This window comes from Lentimicrobium sp. S6, from assembly GCF_013166635.1.
Taxonomy (GTDB): Bacteria; Bacteroidota; Bacteroidia; order Bacteroidales; family UBA12170; genus UBA12170.
In genome coordinates, this window is sequence record NZ_JABKBZ010000013.1 from 61,044 (window position 1) to 79,457 (window position 18,414).

Sequence of the window (18,414 nt, forward strand, 5' to 3'; positions counted from 1 at the left end):
CCTAAATTTAAAATCTTAATACTTTTCTAATATAATTTGATGATAAGTCAAAAGCAATTTCTCATCATTCTCTGAATCCGTCAAATACTGTAAACATCCTTTTGTCTTTTGTATAGCTTCCTCTTTATAGCTTGGATATTTCCCAACGAGTTGAATTATGGTTTGAATATATAATCTATTTGCTTTTACACTTTGGGGATTCGATTTTAAAACTAAATCCAAGTCTTTCTTTGCAGACACAAAATCGCCACTTGCATATAGATACTCCGCATTATCGAGCAGGTAATTAGTGTTTTCGTAGATTTGATTCCTTAATTTTTCTTTTTGATTAATTGTCCTAGAAATCATTTCATCTTTTCTGCTGAAATAATACAAGCCAATTACAAGGCCAATAGAAGCAATTAACAAAAAGAAGAAAAATGGCTGCAGACTACTTTTAAACCATTTCAATTTAGGTTGAGGTTTAAATTCCCTGTGTTCATTTTCAATACCGACATTGGTGGTCCTTTTTGTGGAATACATTTCATTTGGTTTCTTTCTAAAAACCCATTTTGTTGGAGGCATGGAAAATCCAGACATATAATTATCTTTTTAGCTATTCAAAAATAATACAAATTTTATTAAAATAGGGGAATACATTCGTTAACAAGAACGAATTCATTTGCCCATGTTCCAACCTAAATCCTTAAACTCTTTATTAACAATAGTTCCTTGAAAAATTAGACTCGATTAAGCTATAATTTTGTTACCTTTGCAGCCCTAAATTAGAAATTATTACAAACATGATAAAGATCACATTACCTGATAATTCGGTAAAAGAAATGCCCGACGGTAGTACAAGTCACGATGTGGCTCTTACTATCAGCGAAGGCTTAGCACGTAACGTACTAGCTGCCAAAGTAAACGGACTAGTTCAAGATGCCTCAAGACCACTAAACGATAATGACTCTCTACAACTACTCACGTGGACTGATGATGAAGGAAAAGCGGCCATGTGGCACTCTTCTGCTCACTTAATGGCTGAAGCTATAGAAATTCTTTATCCTGGAGTGAAATTCGGAATTGGACCTGATATTGAGAATGGATTTTATTATGATGTAGATTTTGGTGAAAAAGTTGTTTCTGAAAAAGACCTCGAGAAAATCGAGCAAAAGATGAAAGAACTGGTGAAGCAAAAACAAACCTATGATAGAAAAGAAGTTTCTAAAGCAGAAGCTCTTAAATATTTTGAGGAAAAAGGTGACGAATACAAATTAGAGTTGATTAACGATTTGGAAGATGGTGAAATCACTTTCTATCAAACTGGTGAATTTACTGACCTTTGCCGTGGACCTCACTTGATAAACACCTCTCCTATTAAAGCCATTAAATTGCTTAAGATTGCTGGTGCATACTGGCGCGGTGATGAGAAAAGAAAGATGTTAACTCGTATTTATGGTATCACCTTTACTAAGAAAGCTGAGTTGAAGGAACACTTGGAATTATTAGAGGAAGCTAAAAAACGAGATCACCGTAAGCTAGGAAAAGAATTAGAGCTATTTGCTTTTTCTGAAAAAGTAGGAAAAGGTCTTCCATTATGGTTACCTAAAGGTGCCATGCTAAGAGAACGCCTAGAGAATTTCTTAAAGAAGGTTCAAAAGCGTTATGGATACCAACCTGTAATTACACCTCATATTGGTCAGAAAGAGCTTTATGTTACTTCTGGGCACTACGCTAAATATGGTGAAGATAGCTTCCAACCGATAAAGACTCCAGTTGATAACGAAGAGTTTTTATTGAAGCCTATGAATTGTCCTCACCATTGTGAGATTTTCAAAACAGCACCTCGCTCTTATAAAGATCTTCCTATTCGTTTTGCTGAATTTGGTACCGTATATCGTTATGAGCAAAGTGGAGAACTTCATGGTTTAACAAGAGTAAGAGGATTTACTCAGGATGATGCACATATTTTCTGTATGCCTGAGCAAGTAAAAGATGAATTTAAAAAAGTAATGGATATCATTGAAATGATTTTTAAAGCTTTAGACTTTAAAGACTATTTAGTACAGATTTCATTACGAGATCAAGATAATAAAGAAAAGTATATTGGTTCTGAAGAAAACTGGGAATATGCTGAAAATGCAATTCGCGAAGTAGCCGAAGAAAGAGGGATTCCTGCCGTAGTTGAATATGGTGAAGCCGCTTTTTATGGTCCTAAGATGGACTTTATGGTGAAGGATGCATTGGGTAGAAAATGGCAGTTGGGAACCATCCAAGTAGATTATAACTTACCTGAGCGTTTTGAGTTGGAATATGTAGGTTCAGATAATGAAAAACATAGACCTGTGATGATTCACAGAGCTCCTTTTGGTTCTATGGAGCGTTTTGTAGCTGTTTTGATTGAACATTGTGGTGGAAATTTCCCACTTTGGTTAACTCCAGAGCAATTGACAATTTTACCAATCAGCGATAAATATCAAAAATATGCTGAAAAAGTTTTTAATCTCATGGAAAATGCCGAAATTCGCGCCCAAATTGACACTCGAAGTGAAAAAATGGGTCGGAAGATTCGTGACGCCGAAATGAGTAAAATACCTTATATGCTGGTAGTTGGAGAAAAAGAAGAGGAAACAGGTACTGTTTCTGTTCGAAGACACGGTGAAGGTGATTTAGGAACTTTTAAAGTAGAAGAGCTCATTGAGATGATTCAGAAAGAAGTGGAAGAAATAACTAAGTTTAATTAATATAGGAGATATTAGCCATAGCAAAAAAATTCTATCGTGGTAGAAGAAACAGAGGTTCATACCAAAAGCCACAAAATGCACATCAGATAAATCATTATATCTCTGCTCCTGTAGTAAGGATGGTAGGGGAAAATATTGAACCTGGGATTTATAATCTAAGAGAAGCTCTAGATCTTGCTGAAAAACAAGGACTCGATTTGGTGGAGATTTCTCCAACTGCGAATCCTCCAGTTTGTAAAGTGATAGATTATAAGAAGTTTCTTTACGACCAGAAGAAAAAGCAAAAAGAAATAAAAGCAAAAACTGCCAAAGTAGTTGTGAAAGAAATCAGATTAGGTCCTCATACAGATGAGCACGATTTCAACTTCAAACTAAAACACGCGGAAAAGTTTTTAGAGGAAGGTGCTAAGGTTAAAGTAGATGTATTCTTCAAAGGAAGAAATATCATCTATAAGGATCAGGGAGAATTGCAATTATTAAAGTTCGCACAAGCTTTGGAAGAGTTTGGCAAGGTTGAAAACCTTCCTAAATTAGAAGGAAAGCGAATGATAATGATGATTGCCCCTAAGAAAAAGAAATAAGTAATCTTATTTATATAGTGGCTGTTGCCACAGAAATGCATTATTATTAATAAATAAATTGTAGACTAATGCCAAAAATGAAAACTAAATCCGGTGCCAAAAAAAGGTTCACCTTTACCGGATCAGGTAAAATTAAGAGAAAGCATGCTTATAAAAGCCACATCTTAACTAAGAAAACCAAGAAGCAAAAGCGTAATTTAACTTATGCTGCAATGGTTGAACCATGTGATGTGCCTAATATTAAGTTAATGCTTTGTAAGTAAAAATTAAGTTTTAAAAACTATTGATTTAGCCTTTAAGATTCTAATGGAACGCTAAATCGAAAAAAATTAAAGAAATGCCAAGATCAGTAAATGTAGTTGCGGCTAGAACAAGACGCAAGAAGATTATGAGCCGTGTCAAAGGACAATTCGGCCGTAGAAAAAATGTTTGGACAGTAGCTAAAAACGCCTATGAAAAAGGTTTAGTATATGCCTACCGCGACAGAAAAGCTAAGAAAGCTAATTTCAGACAATTATGGATTGCACGTATCAACGCTGCAGCACGCATACATGGTATGTCGTACTCAGTATTTATGGGTAAAATCCATAAAAAAGGAATTGAATTGAATCGTAAAGCATTAGCCGATTTGGCAATGAATAACGAGGCTGCTTTCAAAGCCATTGTAGACGCTATTAAATAGTAGCTACTTATATGATAAAACCAGTTTCCTTTTGGAAACTGGTTTTTTTTGTGCCTGATATATTTTAGATTTTCATTAGGTTCTACCCATTATAATTGCTATGTATGAGCAACTATAAAATCCTAATTAAAACAAAAAATCCCCAAACCAATAATAATTTGAGGATTCTCCATATTTTAATTTCAGTTTATAACTTCATAAACTTCTGACTTATAATACTAGATTCGGTTTGAATTTGAAGAATATAAATTCCTTCTTCCAAATTATTTACAGGAATAACGCCTTCGTAGGTATTGGTAACAGAATAACTAGATTTTCTGAATACCTCTCTACCATTAATGTCTAGCACTTTTAACTCTAGACTTCCTTTTGCTCCACTTTGGAGGAGGACAAGCAATTGATCTTGTGCTGGATTTGGATACAGGGTTAAGGAGCTATTTGAACTCATTGGACTGTTACTAATTCCAGTACCTAATTCTGGATTCTCTAGTTCAACCGTTGTAAATAAGAAATACCCTCCTCTATCTAATGTGGTAGCCCATTTTAAATCAGCACCGATAGTGATGGTTTGATCATCGAAATAATTATACCAAGTTCCGCTATTTGGGAAATCGATTTCTACTTCCTTATTTACCACATCAAAATTTCCAACAGCTACTACATTCATATCATCATGCAATAAGGTTACGGTTTTAATGGCTCCATAAACATCAATCTCATAATTGGTGGTTTCCCAAGCATCCTGCTCAGTCTTCAGCTTATTTAAAGCAGCTGTAATATCGTGAAGATACATTCTTTGCCAATCTTCTTGGTATTCCCATTTTGGTGGTTTTGGAGTTAACCTATCGTTATCATTTCCACTTGGCCAATTGATAGAATAATCATAACCTAGCTCACTAAATTGCCAATACATTTTAGGACCTGGAATGATGGTATGAAACAGGGTTGACAAACCAATTCTTCTTAATCCAGTACCTAAGTTAGTAATATCGTAATCTCCATTACTATTTCCCCAAGTAAGGTTGTAATGCATCTGACGATCTTCATCGTGACTTTCCATATAAGATACTACATGAGGATCATTCCAAGTTCTTCTTTGATAAGAAGACCAACTTAAGTCAGATTTCCCGCTTGAGTTATAACCCATATTAGCTTCTTTGAAGTTATTATTCATATTTCCCCATAATAAGATACCATTATTAGCTAAAACTTTTTCCTCTGAGTTATCTGCTAAATGTTCAAAAATAACATAAGCATCGTCATCTACTTCCCAAATTTTATTGGCCATTCTTTCAAGAATTTCTATTCTACTGGCATCATATACCCAACCATCACCTGAAGTATTAGTAAAACCTTTTGTGAAGTCAAAACGGAATCCATCCACTTTATATTCGCTAATCCAATAAGAATTCACACTATCCACAAAAGCTTCTGTAAAAGGACTTTCGTGATTATAATCATACCCCCAACTATAAGAAGTATTAGGAGATTGCACATTAAACCATGGGTTATTAGCAGCAGGGCGGTTATTGATTCCATCCCAATACATCAACACTTGAGGATTTTGTCCGTAAGAATGATTTAAAACCATATCGATAACGACAGCAATTCCATTGGCATGACAAAGATCAATAAACTCCTTCAGTTTATTTTTAGTTCCATAATACTTATCTACGGCAAAATAGAAAGAAGGATTATATCCCCAAGAGCTATTGCCTTCGAATTCATTAATGGGCATTAATTCAATCACATTGACGCCCATATTTTTATAATAAGAAAGTGTATCAATCATAAATTGATAATTATGGTTTGCATGGATATCGCGAATTAAGATTTCTTGAATCACCATATCAGTAACCTTAGGTGCTTGGAAATTTTCTACATTCCACTGGTATTCTTCTTGTCCTGTCATCAAAACAGAGGCAATACCGCTTGCTTTTCCTGTTGGATATTCTGGCATATTAGGGAAAGTATTTTCATCGATATATTGGTCATTCCAAGGATCAGAGATTTGCTCTGAATATACATCTGCCACTTTCAATTCTCCATCTATATAATACTGATAAATATAAGCTTGGCCAGGTGTTAAACCATCAATTTGTACCCAAAACCGCTCTCCACCAGGAGTTTTCTTCATGAATACCTCATCACTCACTTCCCAATTACTAAAATCGCCAATGGCAAAGGCATATTCTTTACCAGGTGCTAGTAGACTCAAAATAACAGAGTTATCGCTTAAATAATTAACTCCGTCATTCATACCAGCAGGCAGTTCTTCAACAGTAACCTCCCCTTTCACAAAAATATAAGCGGAATCGACTACCATATCTGCACCAGAGTAAGCTTCAACTTTAAATGTAGTTTTACCATCAACTGTTGCTGTATAATCATAAGTAAACCCTTCTGGATCGAACTCAGCAATTAAATTATCATTAATATAGAACTTAGTATAATCGGCATCGGTTCCATTTGCAATTACTTGAATAGTTTCATTTAAATTGATGATGGTTCCATTAATTGGAGATTCAATATCTACATTTAATCCTGCTTCATAAACATCTGTAAAAATATCTAAATCACCATCATCTTTTCCTGTTTGACTTCCATCGCTATTACGAAAAACCAAAGCTATTTGGAGGATAGCTTCTCCTTCTGGTACGCCATAATATTCACGAATTGATGGGCCAATATCTAAAGTATAGATATCATCAGAAATACGAGTAAGTTTGGCTTTATCGGTATTTTCACCCCAACCAGCAACTACATATTTCCAATCACCTCCAGAAGTGCTATTCTCAGTTATTACACCTGTATGAGCCCAGATATCTCCAGTATAGCCCATTAATCCCTGGCTCCCCTCAGCAGCATTGAAAGTAATAATAACTTGTTGATTTTCCTGGGGAAAAGCAGGATTGGTAGTAACTACTTGAGCAAATAGCCCAAATGACACCAAAAATGCCATTAGAAGTACTGATAATTTTTTAAACATCTGATTTTTTTTTGTATGAATCACAAAAGTAACTAAATAAAGATGTGATTATTGCAATGTTAGACTAAAAAAGAACCGCAAACGTTTGTTGTAAATAAATAATTGTAGACCACAAAATTCCTTATGAAAAAAGAGATTCCCCAATGGAAATCTCTAAAATATATAATTGATGATTTAGGTTTTCTTTTAACTACAGCCGCCTTCTACTTCTTTCTTCTTACGTTTTATAATTTTTTTCTCTTTTTTTGGTGCAGGGGTAGAAGAATTGATTTGTTTTTCAAATTCTTTATCGGTTGGTGTATTTCCTTTAATCAAAGGAAAATCACTTACTTTCTTCGATTTCTCAAAAACGGGTTTCCCATTGGCTTCCAAAATATGATACATAAAGCTATTGGCACCCATGGGCATTGTGAAAGCATTATACCCCAGTAGCCTTAAATATGCCATCACAAAAGAAGCCGTTTGTCCAGTATAATCGTAAACTAAAATCTTTTTATTATTCGATGGCAGCGTGTTTAGTAAGTCTTCTTTGTTTAAAGATTGTTTTGGTTCATAATGAAATGCACCTGGTATATGACCTTGATCGTAGATTTCCTTTGGCATATAGGCTATGATGTGAAACTCATCTAACTCCTTAAACACTCTGTCTGCTTTTATCATCAACCTATTTGTTGGCGTATTGAATAGAGTGATTCCTCTAGCATTCAATATTTCAGCTCCACAGGATTGACCTGTTTTAATTTGAGGAAAAGGATAGGTTCTTGATAAAGCATTTTCCTTTATTTCTAGCTTATTTGCATATTTATTTGATACTCTATCACTCCAATAATCAATACTCGGATTCCAAGATGACATTCCATAGCTCATAGAATAAGCATTACTATAACCTAACAAACGAAGCACTCCAGTTACATAGGCTGATGTTTGTCCATTCTTACAAACAATCACTAATCTGTCATAAGCTGAAGCTGCAACCGTTTTGGTTAGATAATCCATCAAATTTGGAATATCGATATTAACAGCTCCATTAATATGTCCGCCTCTATAGTCCTCATTATTTCGGATATCTATAATAAAATAGCTATTTAAATTTTCGAAGACATCCTCAGCATTTATTAAACTAGGGAAAGTTGGTGAATTGATATAATCTCCTGAATTTCCCATAAAAGTGAGGAGAGCTTCAATTTCAGGTATATCTATTCTACCTTCAGGAACTTCTTTCAAACCATGACCTGGCTCGTATTTTTGCTGACAAGAACTAAGTCCTAGACTTAAAAGAAGTGCTATAATGATGATATATTTCGAATTATTCATTTACTTAATTTTTGTGTATTAGTTTAAATCTGGACATTCTTCATCAAAATCCTTAACCACTTTGTTAGGATTCTTCACAATGACTTGAGGAGCAGAAATACTATCCTGAACTGGCTGATCTACACCAACTACCATCCTCAAATAATCATATTTGGGTTTCTCATCGTTATAATCACCAGAATGAATACCATATTGAGCGATAATGAATTCATTGATATAATCATATCCGCCTAAAGCTACTTTTATATTTTTAAAACCTAATTGTTTCAATATCATATAAATATTTATAGCTTGGTTTTTATCACGACAATAAAGCACGTTTATGATTTCATCTTGATTAAGGATATCATAATATTCCATATCCAAAACATTCTTAGCTGGGATATTAATAGCTCCTTCCACATGACTTTTAATATACTCAGGAGGCGTCCTTAGATCTATCATTTGATAAACATTTTCATGCTTGCAAAGTAGGATATTAGCCAATTTCTCTATGGACAAAATATCTTCTTTATGTAAGTAGGCATCTAGGGTTTCATCTATGCTTAAAGCATATTCCTTTTTGCTGCTATCGCTACAAGAGACCATGATAAAAGCCAAAAGCATCACAAAAAATAGTTTCTTTATTATTTTCATTTTTTTAGTTTTTGAGGATGAATGATTAACTACAACCGCCTTCTACTTCTTTCTTCTTGCGCTTGATAGGAGCTGCACTTGGTTTTTTAACTTCACCACCGCTTTCTTGTACTCCATTATCATCGCCACCAAAATAAATACTGGCTCCTCTTCTATACTGATACATTTGATCATGTACTTTATCCCAAATCACTGAATTATCACGCGGTTGAAGAATATTATCAACCCAAGTATTCAATCCACCCAACATCACAAATGTGTTTTTAAAACCCATACGATTGGAAATAATCCAAGCCACATCAGCATCACTACTGCCATTGGAATAGAAAATGGTTTTATAAACATTTTGATCAAGATACCCTAGGTTTTCTTCTTTGAATAATTCTTTCAATGGAATATTTATAGCTCCATTTAAGGAGAATTTATTAAAGAACTCTTCACTTCTCACATCGATTAATAGTATAGAAGGATCCTCAGCAATGATCATTTGAGCCACTTCTTCCACTGAAAAGTAACGCGTACTTTCAATTAAATCGAGAAACAGCTGGTCTGGTTTAGTTTCTACATAGCTTCTTTTCTTTACTCCTGAAAAAGCGACGAATAAACCCAAAGCCAAAAACAAAACCATTCCTAACAAATATTGTTTTTTCATGATTTCTATATTAATAGTTTACATCTTCAATTTTAAACTTCTTTTTGATAGTATCTACCAACCAAAAAGTTCCTAAGGCAATCACAATAAATACAAAAATAGCTAAGCCTTCTCCAATACCGAGGAGCTCACCCATTTTCACTTTGCCTAAATTAGTACTGTTTCTGAGGTCTTCCCAGATCCATTCATAGGTAAACGAATAAAAATATATGCCTATTACCATTCCTCCGATAAACAACATGGCATCTATTTTTCCAATGGCAGCAGCAGGGACACTAGTTCCAGGGCAAAATCCCCCCATAATAAATCCAATTCCCATAATTACCCCTCCAACTATTGTTGGAAGCAAAAAGGTGTTGGGCATCCATACTTCGTCAAAATATAACAATCCCATTTGATTCAGTAGAAACAATCCTAATGCTGCCGTTACAGCAGCTGTGAAAAACACTTTGATAACCACAAAGTCATATCCATAAAACACACCGGCTAATTTTCTAGAAGTAGAGAATCCGGCTCTTTCTAAAACCCATCCAAAGGCAAATCCTATCACTAAGGCTGCTAGCAGGTTCCATTCACTTGTAAATTCAAATATTGGTGCCATTTTCTTTTCTTTTTAAATCCATAATTTTCTAAAAAAGTACGCGAACAGATAGCCTCCACCAAAGATGGCACCTGCTGCTATAAAGCCTGACAAAGACATCACAGCCATTCCACTAAGTCCAGCTCCTGATGTGCATCCTCTGCCCAGTTGAGAACCTACTCCAAAAAATATTCCCCCTAAAATAGCGAATATGATTCTTGTCCTTGAGGTAATATTTGGTGAGTGCTCAAGTTTCAACTTCAGTCTACCAGCAAAAGCTCCAGAAACCACACCTCCTAATACCATTCCCAATACTTCAAAAACTAACCAGGATTTCATAGGACTACGTTCTGCCTTGGCGGCTTCTTCAAAATAAGATGCATCAGCGGCATACTCTGGAGCTACTTTAACCACACTAGCTTTCACCATATCTTTATATGCTCCACTCCCACCTAATCCTTCACCGCTGAAGAAAAAGGCTGCTATAATAACGATACCTAATAGGATCCCTGCTAAATAGGGATTCATATATTTATTTGGATCTGGTTTATCTCTTTTTATATCTTTCATTTTTCCATGTATTAATATAAATATCTTGTTATCTGTCCAGCTTCCACCATAATAAATCGGAATAATAATCCACCAATTAAGATCAATAATGCTGGAATAGAAATTGGAATATGATAACCATATAACTCCATCGTTTCTAAAATGGCAGGAATCACTAATCCAACCATAACTACTCCAGCCCAGAAGATGGCAGTATAATCTCCTCCAAGGAATAATTGAGCAGCCTCAATTTGCACTGCTCCACTGGCTAAGAACCCCATAAATAAGTGGATAATAAAGAAGAGCTCAATAGCTATTAATAATAAATCGATTCTACTAAAAATTAATCTTTCCTTTTTACTTCTACTCATCCACATAATGACCGCTGCTCCTGTTGACAATCCTGAGACTAAAAACAGAGGGCCTAAAATACTTGTATTCCAAAGAGGACGAGCATTAAAAGCAGATAATAAAATTCCAGTATAAACCCCTAATATAATAGCTAATATGGCATTCACCCATGCCAATTGGTAACGATATTTGGTAAACCATTCAATACTTAGCTTTAGAGGTTTAATGGCGTTGATAATGTCTTCAATCCACTGAATCAAACCCTTAACTCTTTTTCCACTTTCAGAGAAGTATTCTTTTATCTCCTTCAAAAAAGTTAAAGGCCAGATGACTGATAATGGCATGATAGCTGCTAAAGTCCAAGCTCCCCACGACATTGGAGAATCTAATCGAATGGTGGTATATAATTGCCAAAAATAAGCTGGATGTCTAAGGTCTAGAAGTAAAGCTATTAGACCTATGACAATAACAAATGGCGCTAAAATAGGTGCAATTTGTACAGAAGTTTTCAATTCGTCTCCTCTACCTCTAATAAAAAAATAGGCAGAGAAAAATATCAATGCGGCGGCTAATCCTCCCACAAAGAGATAGAGTGGAATTTGCCAATGCCAGATGTTTAATACTGGATCGATATATGGAAGATTCCTACCGCTGATTATAATTTCTTCGTTCATGATTATAAATAATTAAGTTAAGAAAAATACATGAGGCTTAGTTCCGGCTTCAGGTGCTAAAACCTTCCATTTTCTATCTCGTAATAATTTTGACACATCTGAGTTTGGATCATCCAAATCGCCAAAAGTGAGGCATTTGGTAGGACATACAGCCACACAAGCTGTGGTTTGTCCTTTTTTAACTCTATGGTCACAGAATGTACATTTATCTACATAACCATCTGGATGGAAATAACGTGCATCGTAGGGACACGCCTGAATACAAGCACCACACCCAATACATTCCTCGGGAGTTACTTTCACAATCCCTCCTTCTATCACATGGCTAGCTCCTGTTGGACAAGTTCTCACACAAGGCGTATTATCGCATTGGTTACAACGTTCTGAACGAAGCTCCATATCAAGATGAGGATAAGTACCAGCAGTATGCTCCACTATCCAATCTCGACAATATCCTAAAGGAACATTATTCTCTGTTTGACAAGCTACCACGCAGTCGCTACATCCAACACACTTTCTGGTGTCCATGGTCATGGCATATCTCATGATTCAGCCTCCTTATTTTCTATTTTGTTTTCCTCTAAATGAGGATTCTCAAGAAGGAAAGTCACAAAATTCTCTCTCATTCCTGTTCCTCCCATTATAGGATCAATTTTCACATTGGTAATCATTTCACTATCTGAAGCACCTCTTCCATATCCACGACTCAAGCCCTTTTCAGTATTTCCAAATCCATGAATCATATATACACTATCGTGACGAATTCTTTCTGTAATCCTTACTTTTATTGGGAAAGTACTGATTTTTCCATCTTGGTTTTTCAACCAGATTTCTTGCTCAGCCTCTACTCCCCATATCTTAGCTACTTTAGGGTTTACCCATATCTTATTCTCATCCATTAAATCGGTAAGATTTGGATTATTGATGGTACGTCCAAAGGTGTGCATTGGAGCTCTACCATAAATCAAACGATAGAATCCAGAATCAGGTTGTTTATGCTCAATGAACTTAGGCATTGGGTCATAACCTTTAGCCTCTAAGTCTAAGGAATAAAGCTCAATTTTACCAGTATCGGTATTGAAATAGTGCTCTTCACCATCGGCTAAGTATAAATCCGTTTCCTTATCAAATTGTTTCACACCAATTTTCTGCATTTCTTCGAGACTGGTTCCCATTTGCTTGAATTTCCAGTCCAACTCCTCCTCAACACTGTCGTAAGCAAAATAGTCTCCTAATCCTAAGCGATTTGCGATCTCTTTAGCCATCCACCAGCCTGGCTTACTTTCCCAACGAGGATTAGCTGCAGGCATACGTAATGCTATATTTGGAATTCTATGCTGACTCGACCTGATGTCATCATATCTTTCTAAATAAGTACACTCAGGAAGAAGTATATCGGCATAACCAGTAATTTCCATGGGCATGGTATCTACCACTGCAATAAAGTCTAAATTCTCTATGGCTCTTTTAGTGGTTTCCACATCAGGAATAGTAGTCATTAGATTGGTACCGACAACTATCCAACCTTTAACTTTGTGTTCGTTTTTATTTTCTGGTAAAGAAGCTTTGATTAAATCGTTGGAAATACCAGTTCCTGCTCCTTTATATGTTTTCCTAGTGATGTCTTTCCAAGTCCATTTTGGATGTGGATATTCTGGGGATGGAAAATGAGGAACACTTTTCTTTTCAGCAAAATACCATCCTCCTTTTTTTCCAAAAGAACCTAAGAGTGCATTCAGAATGGCAATAGCTCTAGTTCTTTGTGTATCATCCCCATACCATGTGGTATGACGACCCGGGTGAACAATAACAGCAGGGGAAGCTTTAGCCATCTCATAAGCTGAATCTCGAATATCTTTAGGATCGATGTCTGTTTTTGTATAGGCCCATTCTGGTGTGAAATTTTTTACATGAGCTTTTAACTCATCAAATCCAAATGCATATTGCTCCACATATTTCTTATCATAGAGCTCCTCATAAATCAATACATGAATCCAACTTAATAATAATGCCAGATCAGTTGCTGGCTTAATAGGCAACCAAAATTTAGATTTACTAGCAATAGTAGAAAAACGAGGATCTACAGTAATAATGGAAGCGTTTCGCTCAATGGCATCTGCCACTTCTTGCACATAACCATTATGCATATTTTCACCTACGTGGTTTCCTATCAATACCAAACACTCCGTGTTTTTAATATCAGTGGGTTCCGGAGAACTCACGCCCATTCCATAAGTAGCGACAAAACCAGCTTCTCTTGGCCCTAGGCATTGGGCATATGAAGGTTTAGCTATGTTTTTAGAGCCATAGGCTTGCATCAAATGCTTAAAATAAGAACCACTACTTGCATGATATAATAAGGCCATGCTTTCAGGTCCATATTTATCGGCTATGTCTTTCATATTATCGGCAATGGTATCTAGGGCTTCTTCCCATGAAATTTGAACAAACTTATGAGTTCCATCACCATCAACTACACGTTTCTGAGGAAATTTAAGTCTATCATTATCATAATACATACCTACCCCACCTGTGCCTCGAGGACAAAACCTACCATTACAGTGAGGATCCTTATCATTGCCAATAATTTTTTGAATTTCACCATCTTTATTCAGATAGGTGAATCCGGCACATTTCCAGAAACAAACCTCACAAAAAGTAGGATACCTTTTTGCTTTTGATTCATCCAAGGGTTCTATGTCTTTCTTTAAGAAATCAGGTGACCAACTTAAAGCTGGTTTTAGAACAGCAATCCCTCCTGCTGCCACTGCTGAAATCTTTATGAATTCACGTCTTGTTTTCATCTGTTATTAATTTATTTTTCATGGTCAGATGGAACTCTCGATGAATTTAATCATGCTTGTATAAATGTTAAGCATGATTAAATTCATGTTCGGTTCATGAATTAGTTATTTTGATAAAAATCAATATTCATTACACATCATCATATATAGATATCTATATATAAAATGCAAAAATAGCTGTTTAAAATGAAACGGGGATATTAAAGCGCTTTAAAACACAAGATGCTAAGTGATTGATATAGTGACATCAATACTATTGTGATATTTTTCACACGAATAAAATAATTACTAATGTACTGATTATCTGAGATTCACAAATTCTATTTAGATATTATACAAATTGAATTCTTATGCATAATTTAAATATAGTCTAAATAAATCTAATTTATTGAAATGGTAATAAATTATACTATTGAATTCTAACAATTTCTGGAATCTAATTCATTATCGGGTACAGCTAGAGTACAAGTAAGTTTTTTGATTTTATCCATTGTTTTTAGAAATGCATCTAAATCTTCTTGTCCAACATGCTCTAAAATGGCTTTATTATAATCCAAAACCATTTTACGACTGATCTTTTTTAATTCCAATCCTTTTGGTGTAAGATATAACTTCACTACTCGTCGATCAACTAAATCTTTTTCACGATAAACCAATCCTTTTTCCTCCATGGTCTTCAATAGGCGACTTAGACTGGTGGGCTCTATACCCATTAGAGGAGCTATTTTAGTTACCGGAATACCATCCTTTTTAATACTTATTAATACATAACCCTCCGCTTGAGAAAAGTCATATTCAGTAGTCAAACGATTATACATTTTGACAATAGCTTGCCATCCCGATTTTACTTGGTAACCAATAGTATCTTGAGCTTTCATAGTATGAGTAATTATTATGCAAACATAATAATTTTTTAGGGATCAGTATATCGAGTTTCGCTATTTATACTTTGTCTATTTATGCGAGTCATTAATAATTAACACACCAAGAAGGATGAATTAATTCAGATAAAAACTTTTCATTTTTTTAAATTAGCAAGAAAAGATACAAAAGAACTCTTTACTGTAAATTACTTAAGCATGATTACCATCTTGCCAAAGTTTGTATTCTTGCTCTCGCTTTAAATGCTCACAATATTTCTTAAATAATGGCAAAAGCCATTCTCGCCTACTTTCTCGCCCTTCTTCTATTTGTTTTACAATTTTCTTAGAAACATATTTTTTTAAATTTCTCAGTATATCCGTTAAGCTATGACCTTCTGCTGCTCTGCAAATTCTACCAATTGTTTAATGAAAAATGCTCTTTGCAATTTCATTATTACAATGGTAAATGCCGATAATTTTAAATTGCAATCATATATTTCAAACCAAAATAATATTATCTCCTAAATTCATCGGCATTAAATGTAAATGACTATGCATCAATACCCAACCGTAAATCTCTAAACCTTTATTTTCTTGACAATATTTTAAAGAATCTACAATGGCAAGTTTGTGATTCTTTCGAGTGAAAATATCAACCCAGCCTACTGTTGTCATTGTTATAAAATAGGCCTTATCTGGCTCGTGCGTTTTATACTTATCTGACATCTAACAAAGATAGAAAACTTTGGAAATTAGCTTTTCGTACTAATGTTATACGCACGGAAAACATACTGATGTTACAATCAGTAGAACTTTCCGCGCTAGCGGGTTATACAGGAAACAAGACAATCATAAGTTTGTAAAAACCTAAATAACTGTTCAGTGCAAAAGGAAAACTTTATGCGTATTAAAAAAATAATAAATATAATCCAGTAATCAATGCTAACAAGAAATATACTAATCCAGAATATGTTTTAAGGTAACCATGAAAATCTTTTTTACCTTCTATAAGCTTAAATCTCTTATCTTTATTACCATATACGGTTAGCAATATTATTATACTTGCAACTATTGAAAATATTCCAGTTAATTCTCTTTCCATTATTTATTTGAGTTTAATACATCATTTGTTTTGCTTACTGAATAATTCAACACTTCATAATTTAATTCTATAAAATCAGAGTTATCAAAATTACCAGCTTTAATTTTTGCCCCTGCTAGCGCGGATTTGCAATCCGTGCACCATATAACACTGTTTACCAAACCACTAAACATAATTCTTCAATTGAGGTGTTTCTAAAATAACATCCAATACAAAAGGCAATTCAGCATAATTTCTAGCTGAGCTAAACAAATAATCCTCAGGTTTTTCTACTATCATTTCTTGAACTGGGTTTTGGTGAATATAATTCAATTTCTCATAAAAGAACTCTGTGCTATAAATTACCTTTGCATGATTTCCATCTTGCCAGACCTTGTGCTTTTGCTCTCACTTTAAATGTGCACAAAATTTCTGTAATAATGGCAATAGCCATTCTCGTCTGCCTTCTGGCTCTTCTTCTATCTATTTCACAACCAACCGTTGTCATAGTAATAAAATAAGCTTTATCTGATTGGTATATTTTATACTTATCTAACAAAGATAGAAAATTTAATAAATTGACTGCCTATCTTGTTGTTATACGCACAGAAAACATTTCCGAGCTAGCGGGTTTTTAATTTAATAAGGATAAGGTTTTTCTGTAAGCCCACCTGAATAATTTGCCGATTTTATAAAATTAAGAACATTTGTAGACATTACATTAAAATAGTAATATCCTTCCGTACTATAATGATATACCTTAATTGAGTATTTATAAGAAAACAATGCATCATTAAAAGAACCAGTAGTAATTTGATAACCACCGATATCATAACCAAAATGATGTTGTTCAGTAACCGTATTACCATGTAGCTTGACCGTCTTTTGAAAAACATTTCCGTGATAGCAGGAGTTTTAGTAACAGACCTTTCCAAACAAACGGTTTATCTATCAAATAAACACTCCTGTTCATCTAATTCTATAATAAAATGACTATTAATCTTTTTATTATATACACTATCTGGCATCTGAGTTCCATTTGTCAATCGATAAACCCTATTTAAACTGCGTATCCAAAAATCCCCATTGGGATTGCTGGCTGTATCGATTGTCAATCGGCCTGGTATCCCAAAGTATGTTTTTATCGGCCTATTATTAAACGGAATTTCTTTAAATGGTATATATTTATAATCAATTTTAAGCTTCCTCTTTTTCAAAAGCCACGTTGAAGAGAAGGAGTACACAACAGGATGAAAATCAAACCTATCATTTCCAAAATCAAACTCTGAACCTGGGGGGCATAAACAATCATCTTTTTGCAAAAACAATGGAAATTCAAATTTTAGTTTAGAATCATTAATTATAATTATTTTAACTGTATCATTAAATACTAGATAATAATCAGCATAAATATTTTCAACCAAACATCTACGATGAACATAAGAAATATTAAAATCAATCCTTCTTTTAGAGCTTGTCGATAATATTCTCACTACCGCATACGAACATTTAGCTTTTGTATCAAAACCCAAAGTATTTTTAATCATACCAACAGAACTATACAATGCAGTATCTAATTTTGAAATTAAACTCTGTGAATGAAGTGACGAAGTAACAAATACTATAACAATTGTGATAATTAATCTAATGAATTTCATATATTATTTATTAAAGGTTTTTTCTAAACACACCATATTGACCAAATGCTTTCATCAATCCCGCTAGCGCGGATTTGCAATCCGTGCGTCATATAACACTGTTTACCATATCATTAAACATAGTTCTTCAATTCAGGAGTTTCTAAAATAACATTCAATACAAAAGACAACTCAGCATAATTCCGTGCAGTGCTAAACAAATATTCCTCTGGTCTTTCAACTAGCATTTCTTGAACTGGATTCTGATGAATATAGTTTAACTTCTCATAAAAGAACT

At 34.4% G+C, this 18,414-nt stretch carries 18 protein-coding genes; 4 read left to right on the forward strand and 14 right to left on the reverse strand.

Going from position 1 to position 18,414, the window contains the following annotated elements; translation table 11 throughout:
• Positions 1-15 precede the first annotated feature (15 nt).
• A complete protein-coding gene (locus HNS40_RS06745) occupies positions 16-579 on the reverse strand; it encodes a hypothetical protein (protein WP_172278982.1) in 564 nt (187 codons plus the stop codon).
• 203 nt (positions 580-782) lie between these two features.
• Between HNS40_RS06745 and thrS the strand changes: the two genes are divergently transcribed.
• From thrS to rplT, 4 genes are all read left to right on the forward strand, one after another.
• Positions 783-2,723, forward strand: coding sequence for a threonine--tRNA ligase (gene thrS, locus HNS40_RS06750; RefSeq protein ID WP_172278984.1), 1,941 nt, complete (start codon positions 783-785; stop codon positions 2,721-2,723).
• Between the two features lie 86 nt (positions 2,724-2,809).
• A complete protein-coding gene (gene infC, locus HNS40_RS06755; protein WP_371742923.1) occupies positions 2,810-3,304 on the forward strand; it encodes a translation initiation factor IF-3 in 495 nt (164 codons plus the stop codon).
• Positions 3,305-3,372: 68 nt separating this feature from the next.
• Positions 3,373-3,567 (forward strand): 50S ribosomal protein L35, encoded by a 195-nt coding sequence (gene rpmI / locus HNS40_RS06760; protein WP_172278986.1) that lies wholly within the window; start codon positions 3,373-3,375, stop codon positions 3,565-3,567.
• Positions 3,568-3,641: 74 nt separating this feature from the next.
• On the forward strand, positions 3,642-3,986 hold the full coding sequence (rplT, locus tag HNS40_RS06765) for a 50S ribosomal protein L20 (RefSeq protein WP_172278988.1): 345 nt from the start codon (positions 3,642-3,644) through the stop codon (positions 3,984-3,986).
• Between the two features lie 187 nt (positions 3,987-4,173).
• Here the strand turns inward: rplT and HNS40_RS06770 are convergent, their stop codons facing one another.
• The 13 genes from HNS40_RS06770 to HNS40_RS06830 form a co-directional block, all read right to left on the reverse strand.
• Entirely contained in the window at positions 4,174-6,975 is a 2,802-nt protein-coding gene (locus tag HNS40_RS06770) for an alpha-amylase family glycosyl hydrolase (protein ID WP_172278990.1), read from the reverse strand.
• A 186-nt stretch (positions 6,976-7,161) separates the two neighbouring features.
• On the reverse strand, positions 7,162-8,289 hold the full coding sequence (locus tag HNS40_RS06775) for a rhodanese-like domain-containing protein (protein WP_172278993.1): 1,128 nt from the start codon (positions 8,287-8,289) through the stop codon (positions 7,162-7,164).
• Between the two features lie 18 nt (positions 8,290-8,307).
• Complete coding sequence (locus HNS40_RS06780) at positions 8,308-8,925, reverse strand: rhodanese-like domain-containing protein (protein ID WP_172278995.1); 618 nt, start codon at positions 8,923-8,925, stop codon at positions 8,308-8,310.
• 25 nt (positions 8,926-8,950) lie between these two features.
• Positions 8,951-9,577: a rhodanese-like domain-containing protein gene (locus HNS40_RS06785; protein ID WP_172278997.1), complete on the reverse strand. Its 627-nt coding sequence runs from the start codon at positions 9,575-9,577 to the stop codon at positions 8,951-8,953.
• 10 nt (positions 9,578-9,587) lie between these two features.
• Entirely contained in the window at positions 9,588-10,178 is a 591-nt protein-coding gene (locus tag HNS40_RS06790; protein ID WP_172278999.1) for a YeeE/YedE thiosulfate transporter family protein, read from the reverse strand.
• Positions 10,179-10,190: 12 nt separating this feature from the next.
• The gene (locus tag HNS40_RS06795) at positions 10,191-10,727 is read right to left on the reverse strand and encodes a YeeE/YedE thiosulfate transporter family protein (RefSeq protein ID WP_172279001.1); all 537 of its coding nucleotides are present in this window, start codon (positions 10,725-10,727) and stop codon (positions 10,191-10,193) included.
• 11 nt (positions 10,728-10,738) lie between these two features.
• Positions 10,739-11,731, reverse strand: coding sequence for an NrfD/PsrC family molybdoenzyme membrane anchor subunit (gene nrfD, locus HNS40_RS06800; RefSeq protein WP_172279004.1), 993 nt, complete (start codon positions 11,729-11,731; stop codon positions 10,739-10,741).
• A 12-nt stretch (positions 11,732-11,743) separates the two neighbouring features.
• Positions 11,744-12,277: a 4Fe-4S dicluster domain-containing protein gene (locus tag HNS40_RS06805; protein ID WP_172279006.1), complete on the reverse strand. Its 534-nt coding sequence runs from the start codon at positions 12,275-12,277 to the stop codon at positions 11,744-11,746.
• Positions 12,274-14,535, reverse strand: a complete 2,262-nt coding sequence (locus tag HNS40_RS06810; RefSeq protein ID WP_172279009.1) for a molybdopterin-dependent oxidoreductase — start codon at positions 14,533-14,535, stop codon at positions 12,274-12,276. Before HNS40_RS06810 ends, HNS40_RS06805 begins: the two co-directional genes overlap by 4 nt.
• Before the next feature lie 419 nt (positions 14,536-14,954).
• Positions 14,955-15,413, reverse strand: a complete 459-nt coding sequence (locus tag HNS40_RS06815) for a MarR family winged helix-turn-helix transcriptional regulator (RefSeq protein WP_172279011.1) — start codon at positions 15,411-15,413, stop codon at positions 14,955-14,957.
• A gap of 483 nt (positions 15,414-15,896) precedes the next feature.
• Positions 15,897-16,124 carry a hypothetical protein gene (locus HNS40_RS06820; protein WP_172279013.1) on the reverse strand — a complete coding sequence of 76 codons (228 nt, stop codon included), beginning with the start codon at positions 16,122-16,124 and terminating at the stop codon, positions 15,897-15,899.
• A 181-nt stretch (positions 16,125-16,305) separates the two neighbouring features.
• Positions 16,306-16,500, reverse strand: a complete 195-nt coding sequence (locus HNS40_RS06825) for a hypothetical protein (protein ID WP_172279015.1) — start codon at positions 16,498-16,500, stop codon at positions 16,306-16,308.
• Positions 16,501-17,423: 923 nt separating this feature from the next.
• Positions 17,424-18,137: a hypothetical protein gene (locus HNS40_RS06830; protein ID WP_172279017.1), complete on the reverse strand. Its 714-nt coding sequence runs from the start codon at positions 18,135-18,137 to the stop codon at positions 17,424-17,426.
• Positions 18,138-18,414: the final 277 nt, after the last annotated feature.

What these genes read in the sequence shown, in the direction of transcription:
- HNS40_RS06745 (WP_172278982.1), bottom strand. Translation starts at nt 579, where the DNA reads ATGTCTGGATTTTCCATGCCTCCAACAAAATGGGTTTTTAGAAAGAAA.
- HNS40_RS06790 (WP_172278999.1), bottom strand. Translation starts at nt 10,178, where the DNA reads ATGGCACCAATATTTGAATTTACAAGTGAATGGAACCTGCTAGCAGCC.
- HNS40_RS06785 (WP_172278997.1), bottom strand. Translation starts at nt 9,577, where the DNA reads ATGAAAAAACAATATTTGTTAGGAATGGTTTTGTTTTTGGCTTTGGGT.
- thrS (WP_172278984.1), top strand. Translation starts at nt 783, where the DNA reads ATGATAAAGATCACATTACCTGATAATTCGGTAAAAGAAATGCCCGAC.
- rpmI (WP_172278986.1), top strand. Translation starts at nt 3,373, where the DNA reads ATGCCAAAAATGAAAACTAAATCCGGTGCCAAAAAAAGGTTCACCTTT.
- HNS40_RS06825 (WP_172279015.1), bottom strand. Translation starts at nt 16,500, where the DNA reads ATGGAAAGAGAATTAACTGGAATATTTTCAATAGTTGCAAGTATAATA.
- HNS40_RS06770 (WP_172278990.1), bottom strand. Translation starts at nt 6,975, where the DNA reads ATGTTTAAAAAATTATCAGTACTTCTAATGGCATTTTTGGTGTCATTT.
- HNS40_RS06820 (WP_172279013.1), bottom strand. Translation starts at nt 16,124, where the DNA reads ATGTCAGATAAGTATAAAACGCACGAGCCAGATAAGGCCTATTTTATA.
- HNS40_RS06815 (WP_172279011.1), bottom strand. Translation starts at nt 15,413, where the DNA reads ATGAAAGCTCAAGATACTATTGGTTACCAAGTAAAATCGGGATGGCAA.
- HNS40_RS06830 (WP_172279017.1), bottom strand. Translation starts at nt 18,137, where the DNA reads ATGAAATTCATTAGATTAATTATCACAATTGTTATAGTATTTGTTACT.
- rplT (WP_172278988.1), top strand. Translation starts at nt 3,642, where the DNA reads ATGCCAAGATCAGTAAATGTAGTTGCGGCTAGAACAAGACGCAAGAAG.
- HNS40_RS06780 (WP_172278995.1), bottom strand. Translation starts at nt 8,925, where the DNA reads ATGAAAATAATAAAGAAACTATTTTTTGTGATGCTTTTGGCTTTTATC.
- HNS40_RS06805 (WP_172279006.1), bottom strand. Translation starts at nt 12,277, where the DNA reads ATGAGATATGCCATGACCATGGACACCAGAAAGTGTGTTGGATGTAGC.
- nrfD (WP_172279004.1), bottom strand. Translation starts at nt 11,731, where the DNA reads ATGAACGAAGAAATTATAATCAGCGGTAGGAATCTTCCATATATCGAT.
- HNS40_RS06795 (WP_172279001.1), bottom strand. Translation starts at nt 10,727, where the DNA reads ATGAAAGATATAAAAAGAGATAAACCAGATCCAAATAAATATATGAAT.
- HNS40_RS06810 (WP_172279009.1), bottom strand. Translation starts at nt 14,535, where the DNA reads ATGAAAACAAGACGTGAATTCATAAAGATTTCAGCAGTGGCAGCAGGA.
- HNS40_RS06775 (WP_172278993.1), bottom strand. Translation starts at nt 8,289, where the DNA reads ATGAATAATTCGAAATATATCATCATTATAGCACTTCTTTTAAGTCTA.